Source organism: Aeromonas sp. 603404 (assembly GCF_049171775.1).
GTDB lineage: Bacteria > Pseudomonadota > Gammaproteobacteria > Enterobacterales > Aeromonadaceae > Aeromonas > Aeromonas veronii_A.
Genome location: NZ_JAAKPE010000018.1, coordinates 42,870 through 57,630 on the forward strand (window position 1 = coordinate 42,870; position 14,761 = coordinate 57,630).

Sequence of the window (14,761 nt, forward strand, 5' to 3'; positions counted from 1 at the left end):
CGTGATTGACCCCTCCCGCTCATCCGAACAGACACCGTGCCCGGTACGCCACCGGGCAATCACAGCCCCGAACCGCATTGCCATCCACACCGCCTCGCCCCTCAATTATCGCCAGCTCGATGCCCGCCTCAACAGCCTGTGCCAACAGCTGGAACAAGCCGGAGTGCGTCGTGGTGCTCATCTGGCGGCGGTGGTGCGCGGTGCGCTGGAAGATGTGCTGCTGGCGTGGGCCTGCGTGCGCAGCGGCGTGGTGTTCTGCCCGCTCAATCCCGCCTTTCCTCTCGAAAAGCAGCGTGAGCTGGCGGTACAACTCGATGCCGATGCCTTCTGGTCGGCAGGGGAGATCCCGGCAGGCAACTGGCAGCCCTTGCAGTTCGACTTCACGCACGAACTGCTGGCAAGCGAGGAAGCGTGGCCGCTGGAATCGACCCAGCTCAACAACATGATCCTCACCTCGGGCTCCAGCGGCACGCCGAAAGCTGTGGTGCACCTGCTCTGCAACCACCTGGCCTCTGCACGCGGCTCTGCCACCCTTATTCCCCTTGATGAGGCCTGCGGCTGGCTGCTCTCCCTGCCGCTGTTCCATGTCGGCGGCTACGCCATCCTGTTTCGGGTCTTTCTGGCGGGCGCCACGTTGGTGCTGGACGATCGCAGTCAGCCGCTCAAGGCGCGGCTTGAACAGCAACCCATTACCCATCTCTCGCTGGTACCAACCCAACTCTGGCGCCTGCTGGCAGAGAGCTTTGATCCCGCCCGTACCCGCCTGCGCGAGCTGCTGCTCGGTGGCGCCGCCATCCCGCAGCCGCTGGTGAGCCGCCTCTGCGCCATGGGGCTCGAACCCAAGGTGAGTTATGGTCTCTCCGAGATGGGCAGTCAGGTCTGCACCGCTATCCCCGGCGATGCAGGCGTAGTTGGCAAACCGCTACCGGGGCGGGAAGTGTGCATCAGGGAGCAGGAGATCTGCGTGCGCGGCGCCACCCTGTTTGCCGGTTACTACCGAGATGGAGAGCTGGAACTGCCTCTCGATGACGAAGGCTGGTTTCATACCCGCGACAAGGGGAGGTTCACTGCGGCAGGGGAACTGCTGGTAGAGGGACGGCTCGATAACCTCTTTATCTCGGGTGGCGAAAACATCCAGCCCGAGACCATAGAGCAGCGACTGGTGGATCACCCCGCTGTCGCCCAGGCACTGGTGGTGCCGGTGCCGAGCGACGAGTGGGGCCAACGCCCCGCCGCCTTTATCGACTGGCACGGTGAGCCGGTTCCCGACTCCGAACTGGCAGCCTGGATCCGCAGCACCCTGCCCGGCTTTATGGTGCCCGACCACTGGCTCCCCTGGCCCGATCTTGGCGGCAATCTCAAGCCCTCTCGCCAACTGCTGGGCAAGGTAGCCCGACAACAGACCACTCGGGCACGACAAGCTGAATGAGATCGGACTCACAATTTACCGATCTTCTTTGAAAACAAAAAAGAAACATGTGAGTCCTTACTGCGGCGCCAACCCACGATAATTCGATCAGACTAAAAAAGTCACCATCTTATTGATTTATCTGATTTTTAATTGGCAATTGATATCCCTTTGGAACTGTTTAAATTGCCTTGCGATTACTCGCAAGACAATACACAAACAAGAACAAAGGGATAAAAATGAACCGTTCAGGTACCGGGTGGATGCTGCTGGCAGGCCCCCTGCTTTTGGCGACATCCTCGGCGCAAGCCAACTACTCCCCCAATGACTGGCGACAATATCAGCTGACTGGCGAATCGAGCCGGCAACTGGCCGCACGCATCACCGAGATCACCTACGAGCTCAAGGCGCGCAGCAGCAATGCTCCTTACCAGCAGCTTAGGGTCTACCGTCGCTTCGACTGGCAGAGCAGCGATCTCGCCGCACTGGCCGAGCAGCAGTGTGGCGAGCCGCAGCTCAAGGTAGATGCGGGCTGGCAGATCCGCTTCGTGCGCTGTGAAGATCGGATTCCGGCGGGCAAGCTCATTCCCGCCAGCAGTTATGACTTTGGTTATGGCCTCAAGCAGGGTCGCTGGGAGCAGCTGGCGGGCACGCCGACCGCCCAGCGGCAGGATCGTCTGCCGCTGCCACAAGCCATCATCCTGGGTCAGAGCGAAAGGGAGCTGGATCGCTGCGAACTCAACGCACAAGGCCGCTGCGCAGAGTCGGAGTGGCACTATCAGCCGCAGGATTGGCAGCAGTTGCAGGTACTTGAAGAGACCCCGAGTGAGCGGGATGGCCGGTTGGAGCAGATCTTTTTCCGTTTGCAACCGGTGGCAGGTAGTCAGGCTGCCGCTCAGGTCAGCGAGATCCACGTCTGGCGCCGCTATCAGTGGCAGCTGGATCAGCTCACACCTCAGCAGGAGTGTGATGAGCCGCAGGAGCGCAAGGAGGGGAGCAACACCATCCGCTATCGCATCTGTCGTCAGGTGATCCCCGCTGGCAGCGAGGTTCAGGTAACGTTGCAAGATAGCGGCTACCAATACCCGGTCGCTGGCGGTGAGTGGCAACCCCTGCCAGAGAGCAAAGCGTGGCAGGAGAGCCGGGTGCTCAATCGCCCCATCGTGCTGGCCAGCAAGGAGGAGCAGCTGGAGTGCCGCCGCGCCAACGGTCGTCTCTGCTCCGAGCCAGAGCAACCCGATGTGGATCTGCTCGACAGCGATGCCGCCAAACTGGTGGCCGACGTGAGCGGCCAGAACAGCCCTGCCTGGCAGGCGGATTACGGCCACGATGACGCCAAGCTGATGGCGGTGGTTCGCGGCATGCGTGCCCTGCTGGCGGCCAACCAGCCGACCCACCCGGCAATGGACAAGCTGCTCTACTATGTGCGCGCCCATAACTACCACGGCGGCGTTGGCAAAGAGAGTGATCAGGCCGCCCGGGCTCTGGCCGGGGTGATGATTGATCTGCTTAACCATCCCCTGCTGCTGGGAGCTGAACCGCAAGATCAGGCTGGCACAGTGCTGGAAGCCTGGAGCGTAGCGGCGCAGGGACAACTTGGCCAAGCCGCCTTCCGCCAGAGTGCCGCCCCCATGCTGGCCCAGCTCAACCAGGCGCTCGGCTATGCGGTGCAACATGCGGCGCAGCTCAATGGCCACAAACCCTGGGCCGATGGCCTGTTCGAGCTGCTCAATCTGGTCGATCAGAGCGCCTCTTACGGTCAGCAGGCTGACTTCAGCGCAGCTGTGCTGCAACAGGAGGCGGCATTGCGCCAGAGCCTGCTGCAACTGGGCCTGAGCGAGCTGGCCCTCTGGAAACAGCGCGATGGCTCACGGGATCTGTTTATCTTCAACAACATCCTCGATGCCCACAGCCGTCTCTACCAGATGATGCGCTACCTCCATCACACCAGCCCGGATAAGGCGATCGCCTATCGCCAACAGCTGGATCGCGATGTCATCGCCATCATGCGCCAGCAGGGGCTGATCCCGGGTGGCCAACATCCTGCCGCCATGCTGGAAGAGGTCTCCCTGACCCTCTCCAGCTACTACCTCACCTACACGGATCGCACCAGCGAAGCCTGTGTCAGCGGCGAGTTTGTCGGGCTTTGTACCCCGATCCGCATGGAAGATATTCTGCCGTTCGAGCACACCTGCTCGCCCACCCTGCGTCTGCGCGCCCAGGATCTGACCTTGGCTCAGGCCGAAGGGATCTGCCGCGAGCTGGGTGATGAAGAGCAGCGCTTCCACCAGCAGATGGAGACAGGCTGGCAACCGGTGGCCGATGATCACAACGAGGCGCTGGAGCTGGTGATCTTCAACTCCTCCGCCGACTGGGGCCGCTACGGCAGCGCGCTGTTTGGCGTCTCTACCGACAATGGCGGCATCTATATCGAGGGGGATCCGGCTCGCCCCGGCAATCAGGCCCGCTTCTTCGCCTATGAGGCAGAGTGGAAACGCCCCGCCTTCCAGGTGTGGAACCTGCGCCACGAGTACGTTCACTATCTGGATGGCCGCTTCAACCAGTACGGCAGCTTCGGCCACTATCCGCTCAACCGCACCACCTGGTGGGCCGAGGGGATTGCAGAGTACATCGCCCACGGCCAGTGCTTTGCCCGGGGTCTGGATAACGTGGCAAACCGCCCCGCCAACCAGCGCCCGACACTGGCGGCGATCCTCCACCTTGACTACGACCAGGGTGGCGAGATGGTCTACTCCTGGTCCTATACCGTGCACCGCTTCCTTAACGACACCGGTCGCGGCGCCAGCTGGCTGGCGCTGGCACAGGCGCTGCGCAATCCGGATCGGCAGCAGGCGATGAGCGACTTCGAAGGGGAGCTGGACCGCCTGATCGCCAACGACAGCGACGCCTATCAGGCGTGGCTCGCCCGGGATCTGCTGCCCTGGTGGCAAGCCAACAAGGAGTCAGACGCCTGCAAGGGTAACGACTCCGCCCACTGATAAACCTTCACCCAACAGAGGGGCTGCCACCGCAGCCCCTCGCTTTATCCTCCCGCTCTCCCGGCCTCTGCTGCGACAACCTCTGCCCGAATGAGGCGCCCACCCGTTATCAAGCCTGACGCCAGCGGCCGAGTTGTAATAGAATGCCGATAGCCACTCCCAACTTCAGACCCTGACCGCACCGCGCATGAAGAAGTTTGCCAAGATCCTCCTCGCCTGCCTCGTTTTGCTGCTGGCCCTGATTGCCATGCTGCTGGGCTACAGCGAGTGGATCGTCTCGGATGCCCGTCACTACACCTACGATCGGGTGGACAAGGTGCCCTACAACCGGGTTGCGGTGGTGCTGGGCACCTCCAAATATCTCTCCGGTGGCGGCCCCAACCACTACTTCAAATACCGCATCAAGGCGGCGGCCGAGCTCTACAACAATGCCAAGGTGGACTTCATCATCGTATCCGGTGACAACGCCACCGTGCAGTACAACGAGCCGCGCCAGATGCGCCGCGCCCTGATCAAGGCGGGCATCCCCGCCTCCGCCATTTATATGGATTTTGCCGGATTCCGCACCCTCGACTCAGTGGTTAGAGCCAAAGAGGTGTTCGGCCAGGAGCGCTTTACCGTGGTCTCCCAGGGCTTTCACAACGAGCGGGCCATTTTCATCGCCCGCCATTTCGGTATCGACGCGGTTGGCTTCAATGCCGAGGATCCCAGCGCCTATCAGGGGATCCGCACCCGGGTGCGGGAAGTCTTTGCCCGCCTGATGGGGCTGCTCGACCTCTATGTGCTGGACAAGGGACCCAAGTTCCTCGGGGCACCGGTCCCCATCGGTCTGCCTGTGCCTTGCCAGTCACTGAGCACCATCGGCAGCCTGCAACCCTGCCTCAAACAGCCCAAACCGGCGGTGGATGAGGCCAAGCCAGCGGCAGTTTCTGCCTCGGTTGCCACCGAGTCGGCTACTCCATCTGCCGCGACTGAACAAGTCACTCCTGCGTTATCCGCAGCGGCAGCCACTGAGCCGGTCACTCCCGCCAAACCCGCGGCACAAACCACCGCCGAGATGCCCAGCGCGGCCTTGCCCACATTGCCGATGATCCCTTCAGCCGCCAGCGTCAGCACTGCCACACCATAAACAGACGACCCGCCAACTGGCGGGTCTTGTTATTACTGCGCGGGTTGTGGCGGCTGTACTGCAAACCCATTCCCAGCGACCAGGTCAGCCTCGCGCTGCCTGATAGCGGCGGGCCACTTCGGCCCAATCCACCACCTGATAGAAGGCTGCGATATAGTCAGGACGCTTGTTCTGGTACTTGAGATAGTAGGCGTGCTCCCACACATCCAGCCCCAGGATCGGGGTATGGCCATGCATCAGGGGACTATCCTGATTGGCACTGCTCTCCACCTGCAATCTGCCCGCCTTGTCCACCACCAGCCAGGCCCAGCCGCTACCAAAGCGGCTCAGGGCCGCCTGAGTGAAGGCCTGCTTGAAGGCATCGAATCCCCCCAATTCCCGCTCGATGGCCAGGGCCAGCTCACCACCCGGCTCACCGCCCCCCTGCGGGCTCATCACCAGCCAGAACAGGGAGTGATTGGCATGGCCGCCGCCATGGTTTCGGACCGCCCCCTGCAAGGTGGCAGGCAGGGTATCGAAGCGGCGCAGCAGCTCCTCTACCGGCAGTGCGGCCAGCTCGGGCGCCGTTTTCAGTGCGGCGTTGAGGTTATTGATATAGGTCTGGTGATGACGGCTATGGTGGATCTCCATGGTCAGTGCATCGATATGGGGTTCCAGTGCGTCGTAGGCATAGTTCAGGGCTGGCAGGGTATGGCTCATGATGACCTCTGTTCGGATTAATGGAGCCGGGATGAGGGCTCGCTCTGACACAGGCAGTGACCGAGCGAACGCATGATCCCGGCGTGGCTGCCGTGGCGCTGTACGAACGTCAGCAACTCGGCACGGGTTGTGCGGGTATGGCGCAACGCGGCCTCTCGCAAGCGGGGGAGTGACAGGTCGCCAGTAGGCAGTCGTGCACATAGCAGAGCAGGTCGGCGGCGCGATCGGGCAGAGTCATGGCCACCAGCAGATCCGCCAGATTGTGGTGAGCCACAACCAGCGCAGCCACCGCCTCATCGGCGTCATGCCACTGCACCAATTGCTGACGAGCCAGCCAGAGCGCCTGCTGATAATGGGCCAACGCCTGATGATACTCGCCGCAGTCAAACAGCCGGTTGCCCTCTCGGGTCTGCTGTTTCCAGTGACTCATGCTGCTGCCACCTTCGGTCGACTCGACCCACCCCTTCACCCAGGTTGCTGTCATATGCTTCACACCAACAAATGATAATAATTATCATTACATGAATCGTATCCGGGAGACAAGGGGTGTCGGGATCGCAGCAAACAGCCAAAACAGCGCGGCCACCCCTTGGCAAGGAGTGGCCGCTTGAGGCAACCGGTCAGTGAATTCGACCGGCCAATTGGAAGTTAATGGCAGGTCAGATGTTGTTGGCAGGCGAGGGCGGGGCAATTCCAAGCAGCATGTGATCCATCATCCCCACCATGCGCCCTATCTCGGGCTTGGTAATGGTATCGTTGGCCCCCAGTTGCAGTGCTTTCTGGCGGTTGTCATCGCTCATCAGGGAGGAGAACATCACGATGGGCATCTCCTTGTAGGAGGGGGTATCCCGCAGCCGCTTGAGCAGGTGCATACCATCCATGCGCGGCATCTCCACATCGGTGATCACCGCATTGACGAAGCCGGTCACCGGCATTCTCTCCTCCTGGGCCAGACGATCGAAATCCGTCATCATCTCCAGTCCCTCTCCCCCGTCCTTGGCCGTAATCACGTTGTAGCCAGCGGTGCGCAGGGTGGTTTCGATCATCTTGCGGATAAAGGCCGAGTCGTCCACCACCAGAATGGTTTTACCCTGACGCAGCGCCATCATGCGATCGTCAATAAGCACCTTGCGATCCTGGGTGACGTCGTACTTCTCCATGCTGAGCTCGGGGTTGATATCGGCGATGATCTTCTCGAAGTCGAGGATCATGATGAGGTTGCCATCACGCCTGACCACGGCCACCACGCAGTCGTTCTCCCCCGCTTCCAGAAACTGGCTGGGGGACTCCACATCCTCCCAGGAGACCCTGTGGATCCTGCTGACGCTATCGATCAGAAAACCGTTGGCCATCTTGTTGAAGTCGGTGACGATCACCACCTTGTGGCTGGGGTCAGGGTTGGTCTTGATGCCAAGCCAGCCCGCCAGATCCACCAGCGGGATCAACCGATCCCGCAGGGAGAAGACCCCTACCATATGACGCTGGGCGTTGGGGTAATCTGTGGTCTCCGGCACCCGGATCACCTCGCGCACCTTGGCGACGTTTATCCCGTAATAAGCGGTTTTTTCACGGCCGTCCGGTAGCTGCTTCTTGAGGTGAAACTCGATGATCTCAAGCTCGTTGGTGCCACTTTCGGTCAGGATAGATTTACGCTCTTCCCCATCTTTGGACATCATGGTGACTCTCATTCTGGTTGCGCGGGCAGCAGACCGCTGCGGTTTTCCCTCAGTATAGGAATGGAATTCACCCAGCGGCTCGGATCTCGGCAAGATTGCAGCGTTAACCGCTTGATCCCGCAGGCTGGCACGATCGTATCTGCCAATCAGGACAAATCCATGCGCTGATAAGGAGCCTGAGATGAGTGAAGGTATCGTCGTGATTGGCGCTTCTGGCGGTATCGGGGCGGCGCTGGTCGCACACTGGTTGGCGGCTGGTGTCGGGCCAGTGATTGCCATCAGTCGTCAGCCCGCACCAGCAGGAGCCTCTTCGCCGGCCCTGCACTGGCTATGTTGTGACTACAGCGATGAGCAGATGGCAAAAGTGGTGGCCCGCATCGCGGAGTTGGCGCCGAAACCGCACAGGGTAGTGATCTGCAACGGCATCCTGCATAAGGGGGAGATCCAGCCAGAGAAGCGGCTCGAAGCAATCAATCTCGATGCCATGACCCGTCTCTACCAGACCAACGCCCTGCTGCCGCTGCGCTGGATCAGCCAGCTGTTACCGCTGTTTGGCCGCGAGCCTTGCACTCTGGCCGTTCTCAGCGCTCGGGTCGGCAGCATTGGCGACAACCGAGCGGGCGGCTGGTATGGCTATCGCGCATCCAAGGCCGCCCTCAACATGCTGCTCAAGTGTGCCGCCATCGAGCTGGCCCGGCGGGCCCCCGGCATCAAATTGCTGGCTTTCCATCCCGGCACAGTGGATACCCAACTCTCTCGCCCATTTCACGCCAATGTACCGGCGGGAAATGTGCAGAGTCCCGAGCTGGTAGCCGACCATCTGATTAAGCTGATGAACCGGCTGCAACCGGATGGCGAGCTGAGCTTTCTCGACTGGCAGGGCAAACCTATCGAGTGGTAGGGGAGATCAGAAGACGCGCCAGCAGCGCCCGCAACCTCTTGATCACGGCGGGCTTGCCCGCCAGTTGCAACCTCGCAGCCAGTCTTCCCCAGTCGGCATATTGCCAGATGGTGGCGATCAGCAGATAACGCTCATCCGGGGTGAGCTCGGCCAACCGGACCAGATTGCCCGCCAACCACAACTGCAGGCTGGATTGGCTCAGTTCGAACGGCTTGTGATGCAGGGCAAAGCATTCAATCTCGTCACGCTCGAACTCGCCAAGCTCCGGCGCGGTGACGGTGCTGCCTTGCAGACATTGCCATACCAACTCGGGATCCAACGCGCTCAACTCACCCGCCAGCAGGGTCGGCAACTGGCAAACAAAACGCTGCTGCCACTGATCCAGCTCGGGCTCATGCTCGGGTTTCAGCACTTTGAGCAGCAGGGCTGCGTGGCAGCCGCTGGCGGCATCCCGTTGCAGACCGATGCGCAGCACCGTCAGTCCGGCCTTGCGCCAGAAGGGGAGCAGGTCGGCGCTGGCCGAAAAGGCCGAGCCGAGGTAGTCGGTGCCAATCTGGCGATAGTGCTCCTCAAGCTTGCCAAGCAGCAGCGACCCCAACCCGTGGCGATGCAGCTCGGGATGGATGGCGATACGCATCACCCGAGCGTAGCTGCGCGCCCCCGCCGTTTTAAAACCGGCGTGGGCCAGCAGCGACTGGGGCAGCAGATGGCCGCGCGGACGGCGACGCCCGGCCCAAATCGCCTCGGCCAGCTCGTGCTCTATCTCCCCTTCCCGCGCCACCAGCGCCACTCCCAGCAGGCTCGCATCCTGCTCCAGCAGATGGATGTCGAGATCTGGACTCTCCAGCAGCGATCTGAGATCGCTCGGCGTAGTCTGGTAGTGAGCCAGCACCAGCAAGCCGAACAGCTGGTTGAGCAACGCCTCGTCGCTCGCCAGCGCCTCCTGACAGATAAGACGCCAGCTCGGGCTGGTCGGCGGCAAGGGAGTTGCCACTTCGGCATTGAGGCCGAGCAGGCGGAAAATCAGCGGCTCCAGCGGATCGCGCTCACTCCAGCGGATGGGCTCAGAGAGGTGGATCTCCTGCCACTCCGGGGTCTGGCTATCGAGCACCCGTTTGAAGCGCAGGTGAAAACCGCGCCCCGTCCCCTCGTAACCGTGCTCGGTGGTGGCAAACACGATGCGACTGTGGCGGGCCAGCATGGTCTCGAGCAGCGGGGTCGGAATGGCGGCCGCTTCATCCACCAGCAGCAGATCGGGATTAATCGCCTCGTGCACCAGCCGATCCGGCGAGCAGTAGCTCAGCCCGGCCAGCTGCTCCGGTGTAGTATCTAGCACGCGAGCGGCGTGGGCAAACAGGGTCGCCACCGTTGCCTGCGAGGGGGCCGTCACCACTATGTTCAGCGCGGGCTGCTGACGCAGTAGCTCGGCGGCAGCAAGCCCCAGCAGCGCACTCTTGCCACGACCGCGGTCAGCGCTCAGCACCAGCGGCCGACGGCGATGACCGTGCAACACCTTGTGGATGGCGGGCAGCGCCCGTGTCTGATCGCAGCTCAGCCTGCGCTCCGGCCCAATCGGTTGCCACGGCTGCGAGCAAACCGGCGGCTCCAGAGAGAGGGCGGGATCACCTTCCAACAACCGCACCAGCCGGGCGATAAAGCCGTGGCCCGCCCGGCTCGCCTCCTCCTGCTGGGCCACCAGCCGGATCCGGTCGGGATCCGGCCATGCGGGCCACTGCGCTCTGGGTGGGGTCAGCAGCAACAGCAAGCCTCCGGCGCGAAGAGTGCCCGCCAGCGCCCCGAAGGCGTCGGGATGAAAGCCGCTGAAGGCGTTTAACACCAGCGTGTCACACTCCTGACCGAGCCGCTGCAGCGCCTTGGCGGCGGGTTGCGGGGCATAACACTCGGGCCCGGCGCCAAGCCAGAAGACGGTCTCGCTGAGCAGGGATTGGGCGCGAGCAATGCAGTCGGCCTCCTCCCCCTCCAGCCTGATCAGGCGCCGCTCGCCGGCGCGGGCCAGCGCATTGCGCAGGCTGTTGAGCTCAGGCGGCGTCATGAAGCCTGGCTGTCAGCCGGTTTGCGGGGCTCGAACATGCGATCTCCCATCTGATCGATAAAGGTGTGGGCCTTCTGCACCATGAAACGCTCAGCATCGGCCGGATTGGCAAACAGATCGGAGCGGATGAAACGGTGGGTTTGCAGCACGCCGTCCAGCTCCTTGGTGATGCGCCCTGCCAACCGATACTGGCCACCTTCGGCCATGGGCTCCGGATAGATGAGATAGCCGGCATATTCGGTGGGAGTGACTTCCGGCGCCTTGGTCGGCTCGCCCCCGAACAGGGCGCTGAACAGTTTCTTGAGCATGGTGATCTCCTCTGGTTGCCAGCATTGTCCCCAAGGGGTTGCACAGTGGCAAGCAGGGGATCTTATTACCAATGGTTATTTGCACTACGAACCATTCTCATTTAGATTTCATCTCATTCCACAAGAGGTGATCATCATGTACGTCTGTTTGTGCCGCGGCATCACAGATACCCAGATCCGCAAAGCGGTGCAGTCAGGTAAAAGCGAATTCCGCCAGCTCAAGCAGTCGCTCGAGGTGGGCGCCCAATGTGGCAAATGCGTGCGCATGACCATGGAGATCATTGCAGCCGAGCTCGACAAGCTGGAGCAGGAGCAACCCGTGCTCTACTACGAAGTGGCCTGATCCGGACACCTCTTTTCTGATGCGACCCGCCAACAGGGTCCCCCCTTCTCTCAGGCGAGCTGGCTCGCCAGACCTCTTATTGTCACTTTTCTGGACTAAGCTCTAACGATCGAAGCCTCAGGCACGAACCAAGGAGCACTGTCGATGAAAGGAGATCCCAAGATCATTGCCCACCTCAACAAGGTGCTGGCCAATGAGCTGATTGCCATCAACCAATACTTCCTGCACGCCCGCATCTACGATGACTGGGGCCTCAAGGCGCTCGGGCACAAGGAGTATCACGAGTCTATCGATGAGATGAAACACGCCGACGAGCTGGTCAAGCGGGTGCTGTTTCTCGAAGGGCTGCCCAATTTGCAGGATCTGGGCAAGCTGCGTATCGGCGAGACCGTCGAAGAGATGCTGCGCTGCGACCTGTCGCTGGAGATGGATGCCATCCCCGACCTCAAGGTAGCCATCGCCTATGCCGAGTCGGTGCAGGACTACATCAGCCGCGACCTGTTCCAGGAGATCCTGGAGGATGAGGAGGAGCACGTGGACTGGCTGGAGACCCAGCTCGATCTTATCGATCGCATCGGGCTGGAAAACTACCAGCAGTCGCAACTGCATCACGGCTCCTGAGCCAGCAGGCCAGCAAGCAAAGAGACCCGCCAGCGCGGGTCTCTTCATTTGAGCAGCCATGACCCGAAAACTTTTCGACAGGATCACAGTTAATACGCCCGACACAGCATCTGTCATGGCTTTCGATTAGGATACGGCTCTCTGCCAATAACAATGCTACGGACGATTTCCATGGAACAGATTGCACGCGAGATGGCGCCCCACAAACGGGTGGCACTGGTGGCTCACGACAACATGAAGACCCCTCTGCTGAACTGGGTGATGCGCCGCAAGGAGGAACTCAAGCTCCACCACCTCTATGCAACCGGCACCACCGGCACCATGCTCGGCAAGCAGGCACAACTGCCCATCACCTGTCTCTTCTCCGGCCCCATGGGGGGCGACCAGCAGCTCGGCGCCCTTATTGCCGAAGGGAAGATCGACGTGCTGATCTTCTTCTGGGATCCCCTCAATGCGGTACCCCACGATCCGGACGTGAAGGCGCTGCTGCGCCTCGCGGCGGTCTGGAACATCCCGGTCGCCACCAACGAGGCGACCGCCGACTTCATCATGGACAGCCCCCATATGCGGCAAGCGTTCAGCGTGCAGATCCCGGATTACGCCGGTTATCTGAAGGCACGCACCGAGTGATCGGCTAACCCATCATGCAAGAGGGCCGCAACAAGCGGCCCTCTTTAATTGGGAAAATGAATCAGCCAGGGACACAAACCGGCGCCGGCTTATAGCGCGCGGGCGAGAATGCGCGCCACCCGATCCGGGTCGATATCCTGCTGTTCACCGAGCGCGGTGCGCCCCACCCGCTTGAGATTGGAGCAGACCGCCGGAATGCAACTTTCGCTGAGGCCATAGTCGGCCAGCCGGGTACCCAGTCCCATTTTCTGGAAGAACTGCTCGGTACGGATGATCGCCTCCTCGATGCGCAGGGCCTTGTCCTCGCGGGTCGAATGCCACACCCGCTCGGCAAACTGGGCCAGTTTGTCCTGCTTCTGGCTCGCCCGCTCACGCAGCAGTGAGGGGAGCACCACCGCCAAGCTCTGGCCGTGATCCAGCCCATAGAGCGCCGTCAGCTGATGGCCGATGGCGTGAGAGGCCCAATCCTGCGGCACCCCGCAACCGATAAGCCCGTTGAGCGCCAGACTGGCGGCCCACATCAGATTGGCCCGTACCTGATAGTTGGTCGGCTCCGCCAGCGCCTTGGGGCCGTTCTCCACCAGCACCTGCAGCAAACCTTCCGCCAGCCGATCCTGTACCTCACCTCCCACCGGAAAGGTGAGGTACTGCTCGGCAATATGGACGAAGGCATCCACCACTCCGTTACCGGTCTGGCGCGGCGGCAGGCTGTAGGTGGTGGTCGGGTCGAGCACCGCAAATTGCGGCTGCACCAGCGGGCTTCTGAAGGAGATCTTCACATCCCCCCGGCTCACCACCGAGGTGGGATTGCTCTCGGAGCCGGTGGCTGGCAGGGTCAGCACACAGCCCATCGGCAGCGCCTTGTGCACACTCGCCTGTTTACCGCAGATATCCCAGGGATCATCCCCCTCATAGCAGGCGGCCGCCGCGACAAACTTGGTGCCATCCACTACCGAGCCACCACCGACCGCCAGCAGGAAGTCGATGCGCTCGCGCTTCACCTGCGCCACCGCCTCCATCAACAGCTCGAATCTGGGGTTGGCGCCGATTCCGGAAAACTCCTGCCACGTCACCCCTTCCAGCGCCCGGGTCAGCTGCTCATAGACGCCGTTTTGCTTGATGCTGCCACCGCCGTAGAGCACCAGCAGCCGGCTGCCGGGCGGGATCAGTTCGGGCAGGCTGGCGATCTGCCCCTCGCCGAAACAGATACGGGTCGGATTGGCATATTGGAAGTTGTACACGGCGGACTCCTCGACTGGCTCAATGCGCGGACATTGTGCGCCTGTGGGGAGGTGAGGTCAAAAGAGGTGGCAGAAGCTTGCCCATCGGCGGTCGACACTGGCCCATCGGTGCCGACCGGGTAGATCTCAGAACAACGGCAGGATCAGGCAGTTTTGGCCTCATCTTTGGATGAGCTCTTCTTGCCGGTCAGGCGATCCATCGCCTCCTTGAGCATCGCCTCTCGCTGCTCGTTGAGCGGCTTGCTCTGCTCCGCCCGCTCTTCCGGCGTCAGCTTCTTGTTGTCGGCGATGGTCTTGAGCTTCTCTTCGATCTCGTTGAACTTCTTGCGATCAAACCCGAGCGCCTTGTCCACCAGCTGCTGCACCACGCCCCCCTTGTCGGAGCTCATATCCAGCGCCGGCGGCAACTTGTTGTTCTTGGCCAGATGTTCGTAGGTCAGCACCTGCTGGGCCTGGCCGGTCATGCGCTGGGTGGAGAGGCTGACCATCTCCTCCCAGCCACCGCCCTGACCGCCGCTACTGGCACTGTTGAGGGTGGCGAGGGCGCGGTTGTTGGAGGCGCTCTGGGCAAGCTGCTGGCTGTAGGGTTTGATATCCATGGGGGGCTCCAATTCAGTGCGCATCTGCGGCAATGGGCACAGGCTGATCCGGTCACATGGGGCGTCAGGCCCCACCATTATCAATTAAACCAGCAAGTTACAGGCCAACTTGTCAGATGGTGCAAGATCCCGCGCTATGGCGGATCTCGCCACG

The 14,761-nt window shown here is 61.7% G+C and carries 13 protein-coding genes and 1 pseudogene; 7 read left to right on the plus strand and 7 right to left on the minus strand.

The features are described from left to right. The first annotated feature begins 1 nt into the window (after nt 1). From menE to G5306_RS18965, 3 genes are all read left to right on the plus strand, one after another. Nucleotides 2-1,429 carry an o-succinylbenzoate--CoA ligase gene (gene menE / locus G5306_RS18955; protein WP_421313477.1) on the plus strand — a complete coding sequence of 476 codons (1,428 nt, stop codon included), beginning with the start codon at nt 2-4 and terminating at the stop codon, nt 1,427-1,429. Nucleotides 1,430-1,647: 218 nt separating this feature from the next. Further along, nucleotides 1,648-4,407 (plus strand): collagenase, encoded by a 2,760-nt coding sequence (locus G5306_RS18960; RefSeq protein WP_421313466.1) that lies wholly within the window; start codon nt 1,648-1,650, stop codon nt 4,405-4,407. A gap of 187 nt (nt 4,408-4,594) precedes the next feature. After that, nucleotides 4,595-5,536 carry an ElyC/SanA/YdcF family protein gene (locus G5306_RS18965; RefSeq protein ID WP_421313468.1) on the plus strand — a complete coding sequence of 314 codons (942 nt, stop codon included), beginning with the start codon at nt 4,595-4,597 and terminating at the stop codon, nt 5,534-5,536. An 84-nt stretch (nt 5,537-5,620) separates the two neighbouring features. Here G5306_RS18965 and G5306_RS18970 read toward each other — a convergent pair whose 3' ends face one another. From G5306_RS18970 to G5306_RS18980, 3 genes and pseudogenes are all read right to left on the minus strand, one after another. Next, the gene (locus tag G5306_RS18970) at nt 5,621-6,235 is read right to left on the minus strand and encodes a superoxide dismutase (RefSeq protein WP_421313469.1); all 615 of its coding nucleotides are present in this window, start codon (nt 6,233-6,235) and stop codon (nt 5,621-5,623) included. A 17-nt stretch (nt 6,236-6,252) separates the two neighbouring features. Continuing rightward, a pseudogene (locus G5306_RS18975) lies at nt 6,253-6,719 on the minus strand (hypothetical protein). 175 nt (nt 6,720-6,894) lie between these two features. Beyond that, entirely contained in the window at nt 6,895-7,911 is a 1,017-nt protein-coding gene (locus tag G5306_RS18980; protein WP_005335957.1) for a chemotaxis protein, read from the minus strand. Nucleotides 7,912-8,092: 181 nt separating this feature from the next. Between G5306_RS18980 and G5306_RS18985 the strand changes: the two genes are divergently transcribed. Further along, nucleotides 8,093-8,812, plus strand: coding sequence for an SDR family NAD(P)-dependent oxidoreductase (locus G5306_RS18985; RefSeq protein WP_255910860.1), 720 nt, complete (start codon nt 8,093-8,095; stop codon nt 8,810-8,812). On the opposite strand, the gene G5306_RS18990 is transcribed toward G5306_RS18985, so the two are convergent. Further along, a complete protein-coding gene (locus G5306_RS18990) occupies nt 8,799-10,865 on the minus strand; it encodes a tRNA(Met) cytidine acetyltransferase TmcA (RefSeq protein WP_255910857.1) in 2,067 nt (688 codons plus the stop codon). The two genes, G5306_RS18985 and G5306_RS18990, sit on opposite strands and share 14 nt — an antisense overlap. Continuing rightward, nucleotides 10,862-11,173, minus strand: coding sequence for an HlyU family transcriptional regulator (locus G5306_RS18995; RefSeq protein WP_005354958.1), 312 nt, complete (start codon nt 11,171-11,173; stop codon nt 10,862-10,864). The genes G5306_RS18990 and G5306_RS18995 overlap by 4 nt, the downstream gene beginning before the upstream one ends. Before the next feature lie 136 nt (nt 11,174-11,309). On the opposite strand from G5306_RS18995, the gene G5306_RS19000 reads away from it, so the two are divergent. From G5306_RS19000 to G5306_RS19010, 3 genes are all read left to right on the plus strand, one after another. Then, nucleotides 11,310-11,516 (plus strand): bacterioferritin-associated ferredoxin, encoded by a 207-nt coding sequence (locus G5306_RS19000; protein WP_111901511.1) that lies wholly within the window; start codon nt 11,310-11,312, stop codon nt 11,514-11,516. A 144-nt stretch (nt 11,517-11,660) separates the two neighbouring features. Continuing rightward, entirely contained in the window at nt 11,661-12,137 is a 477-nt protein-coding gene (gene bfr, locus G5306_RS19005; protein WP_005354959.1) for a bacterioferritin, read from the plus strand. Between the two features lie 171 nt (nt 12,138-12,308). Continuing rightward, nucleotides 12,309-12,767, plus strand: a complete 459-nt coding sequence (locus tag G5306_RS19010) for a methylglyoxal synthase (RefSeq protein ID WP_005354960.1) — start codon at nt 12,309-12,311, stop codon at nt 12,765-12,767. 89 nt (nt 12,768-12,856) lie between these two features. Here G5306_RS19010 and G5306_RS19015 read toward each other — a convergent pair whose 3' ends face one another. Both G5306_RS19015 and G5306_RS19020 read right to left on the minus strand, forming a co-directional pair. Then, the gene (locus tag G5306_RS19015) at nt 12,857-14,008 is read right to left on the minus strand and encodes an iron-containing alcohol dehydrogenase (protein ID WP_162519565.1); all 1,152 of its coding nucleotides are present in this window, start codon (nt 14,006-14,008) and stop codon (nt 12,857-12,859) included. Between the two features lie 143 nt (nt 14,009-14,151). After that, nucleotides 14,152-14,607, minus strand: coding sequence for a hypothetical protein (locus tag G5306_RS19020; RefSeq protein WP_019446593.1), 456 nt, complete (start codon nt 14,605-14,607; stop codon nt 14,152-14,154). Nucleotides 14,608-14,761: the final 154 nt, after the last annotated feature.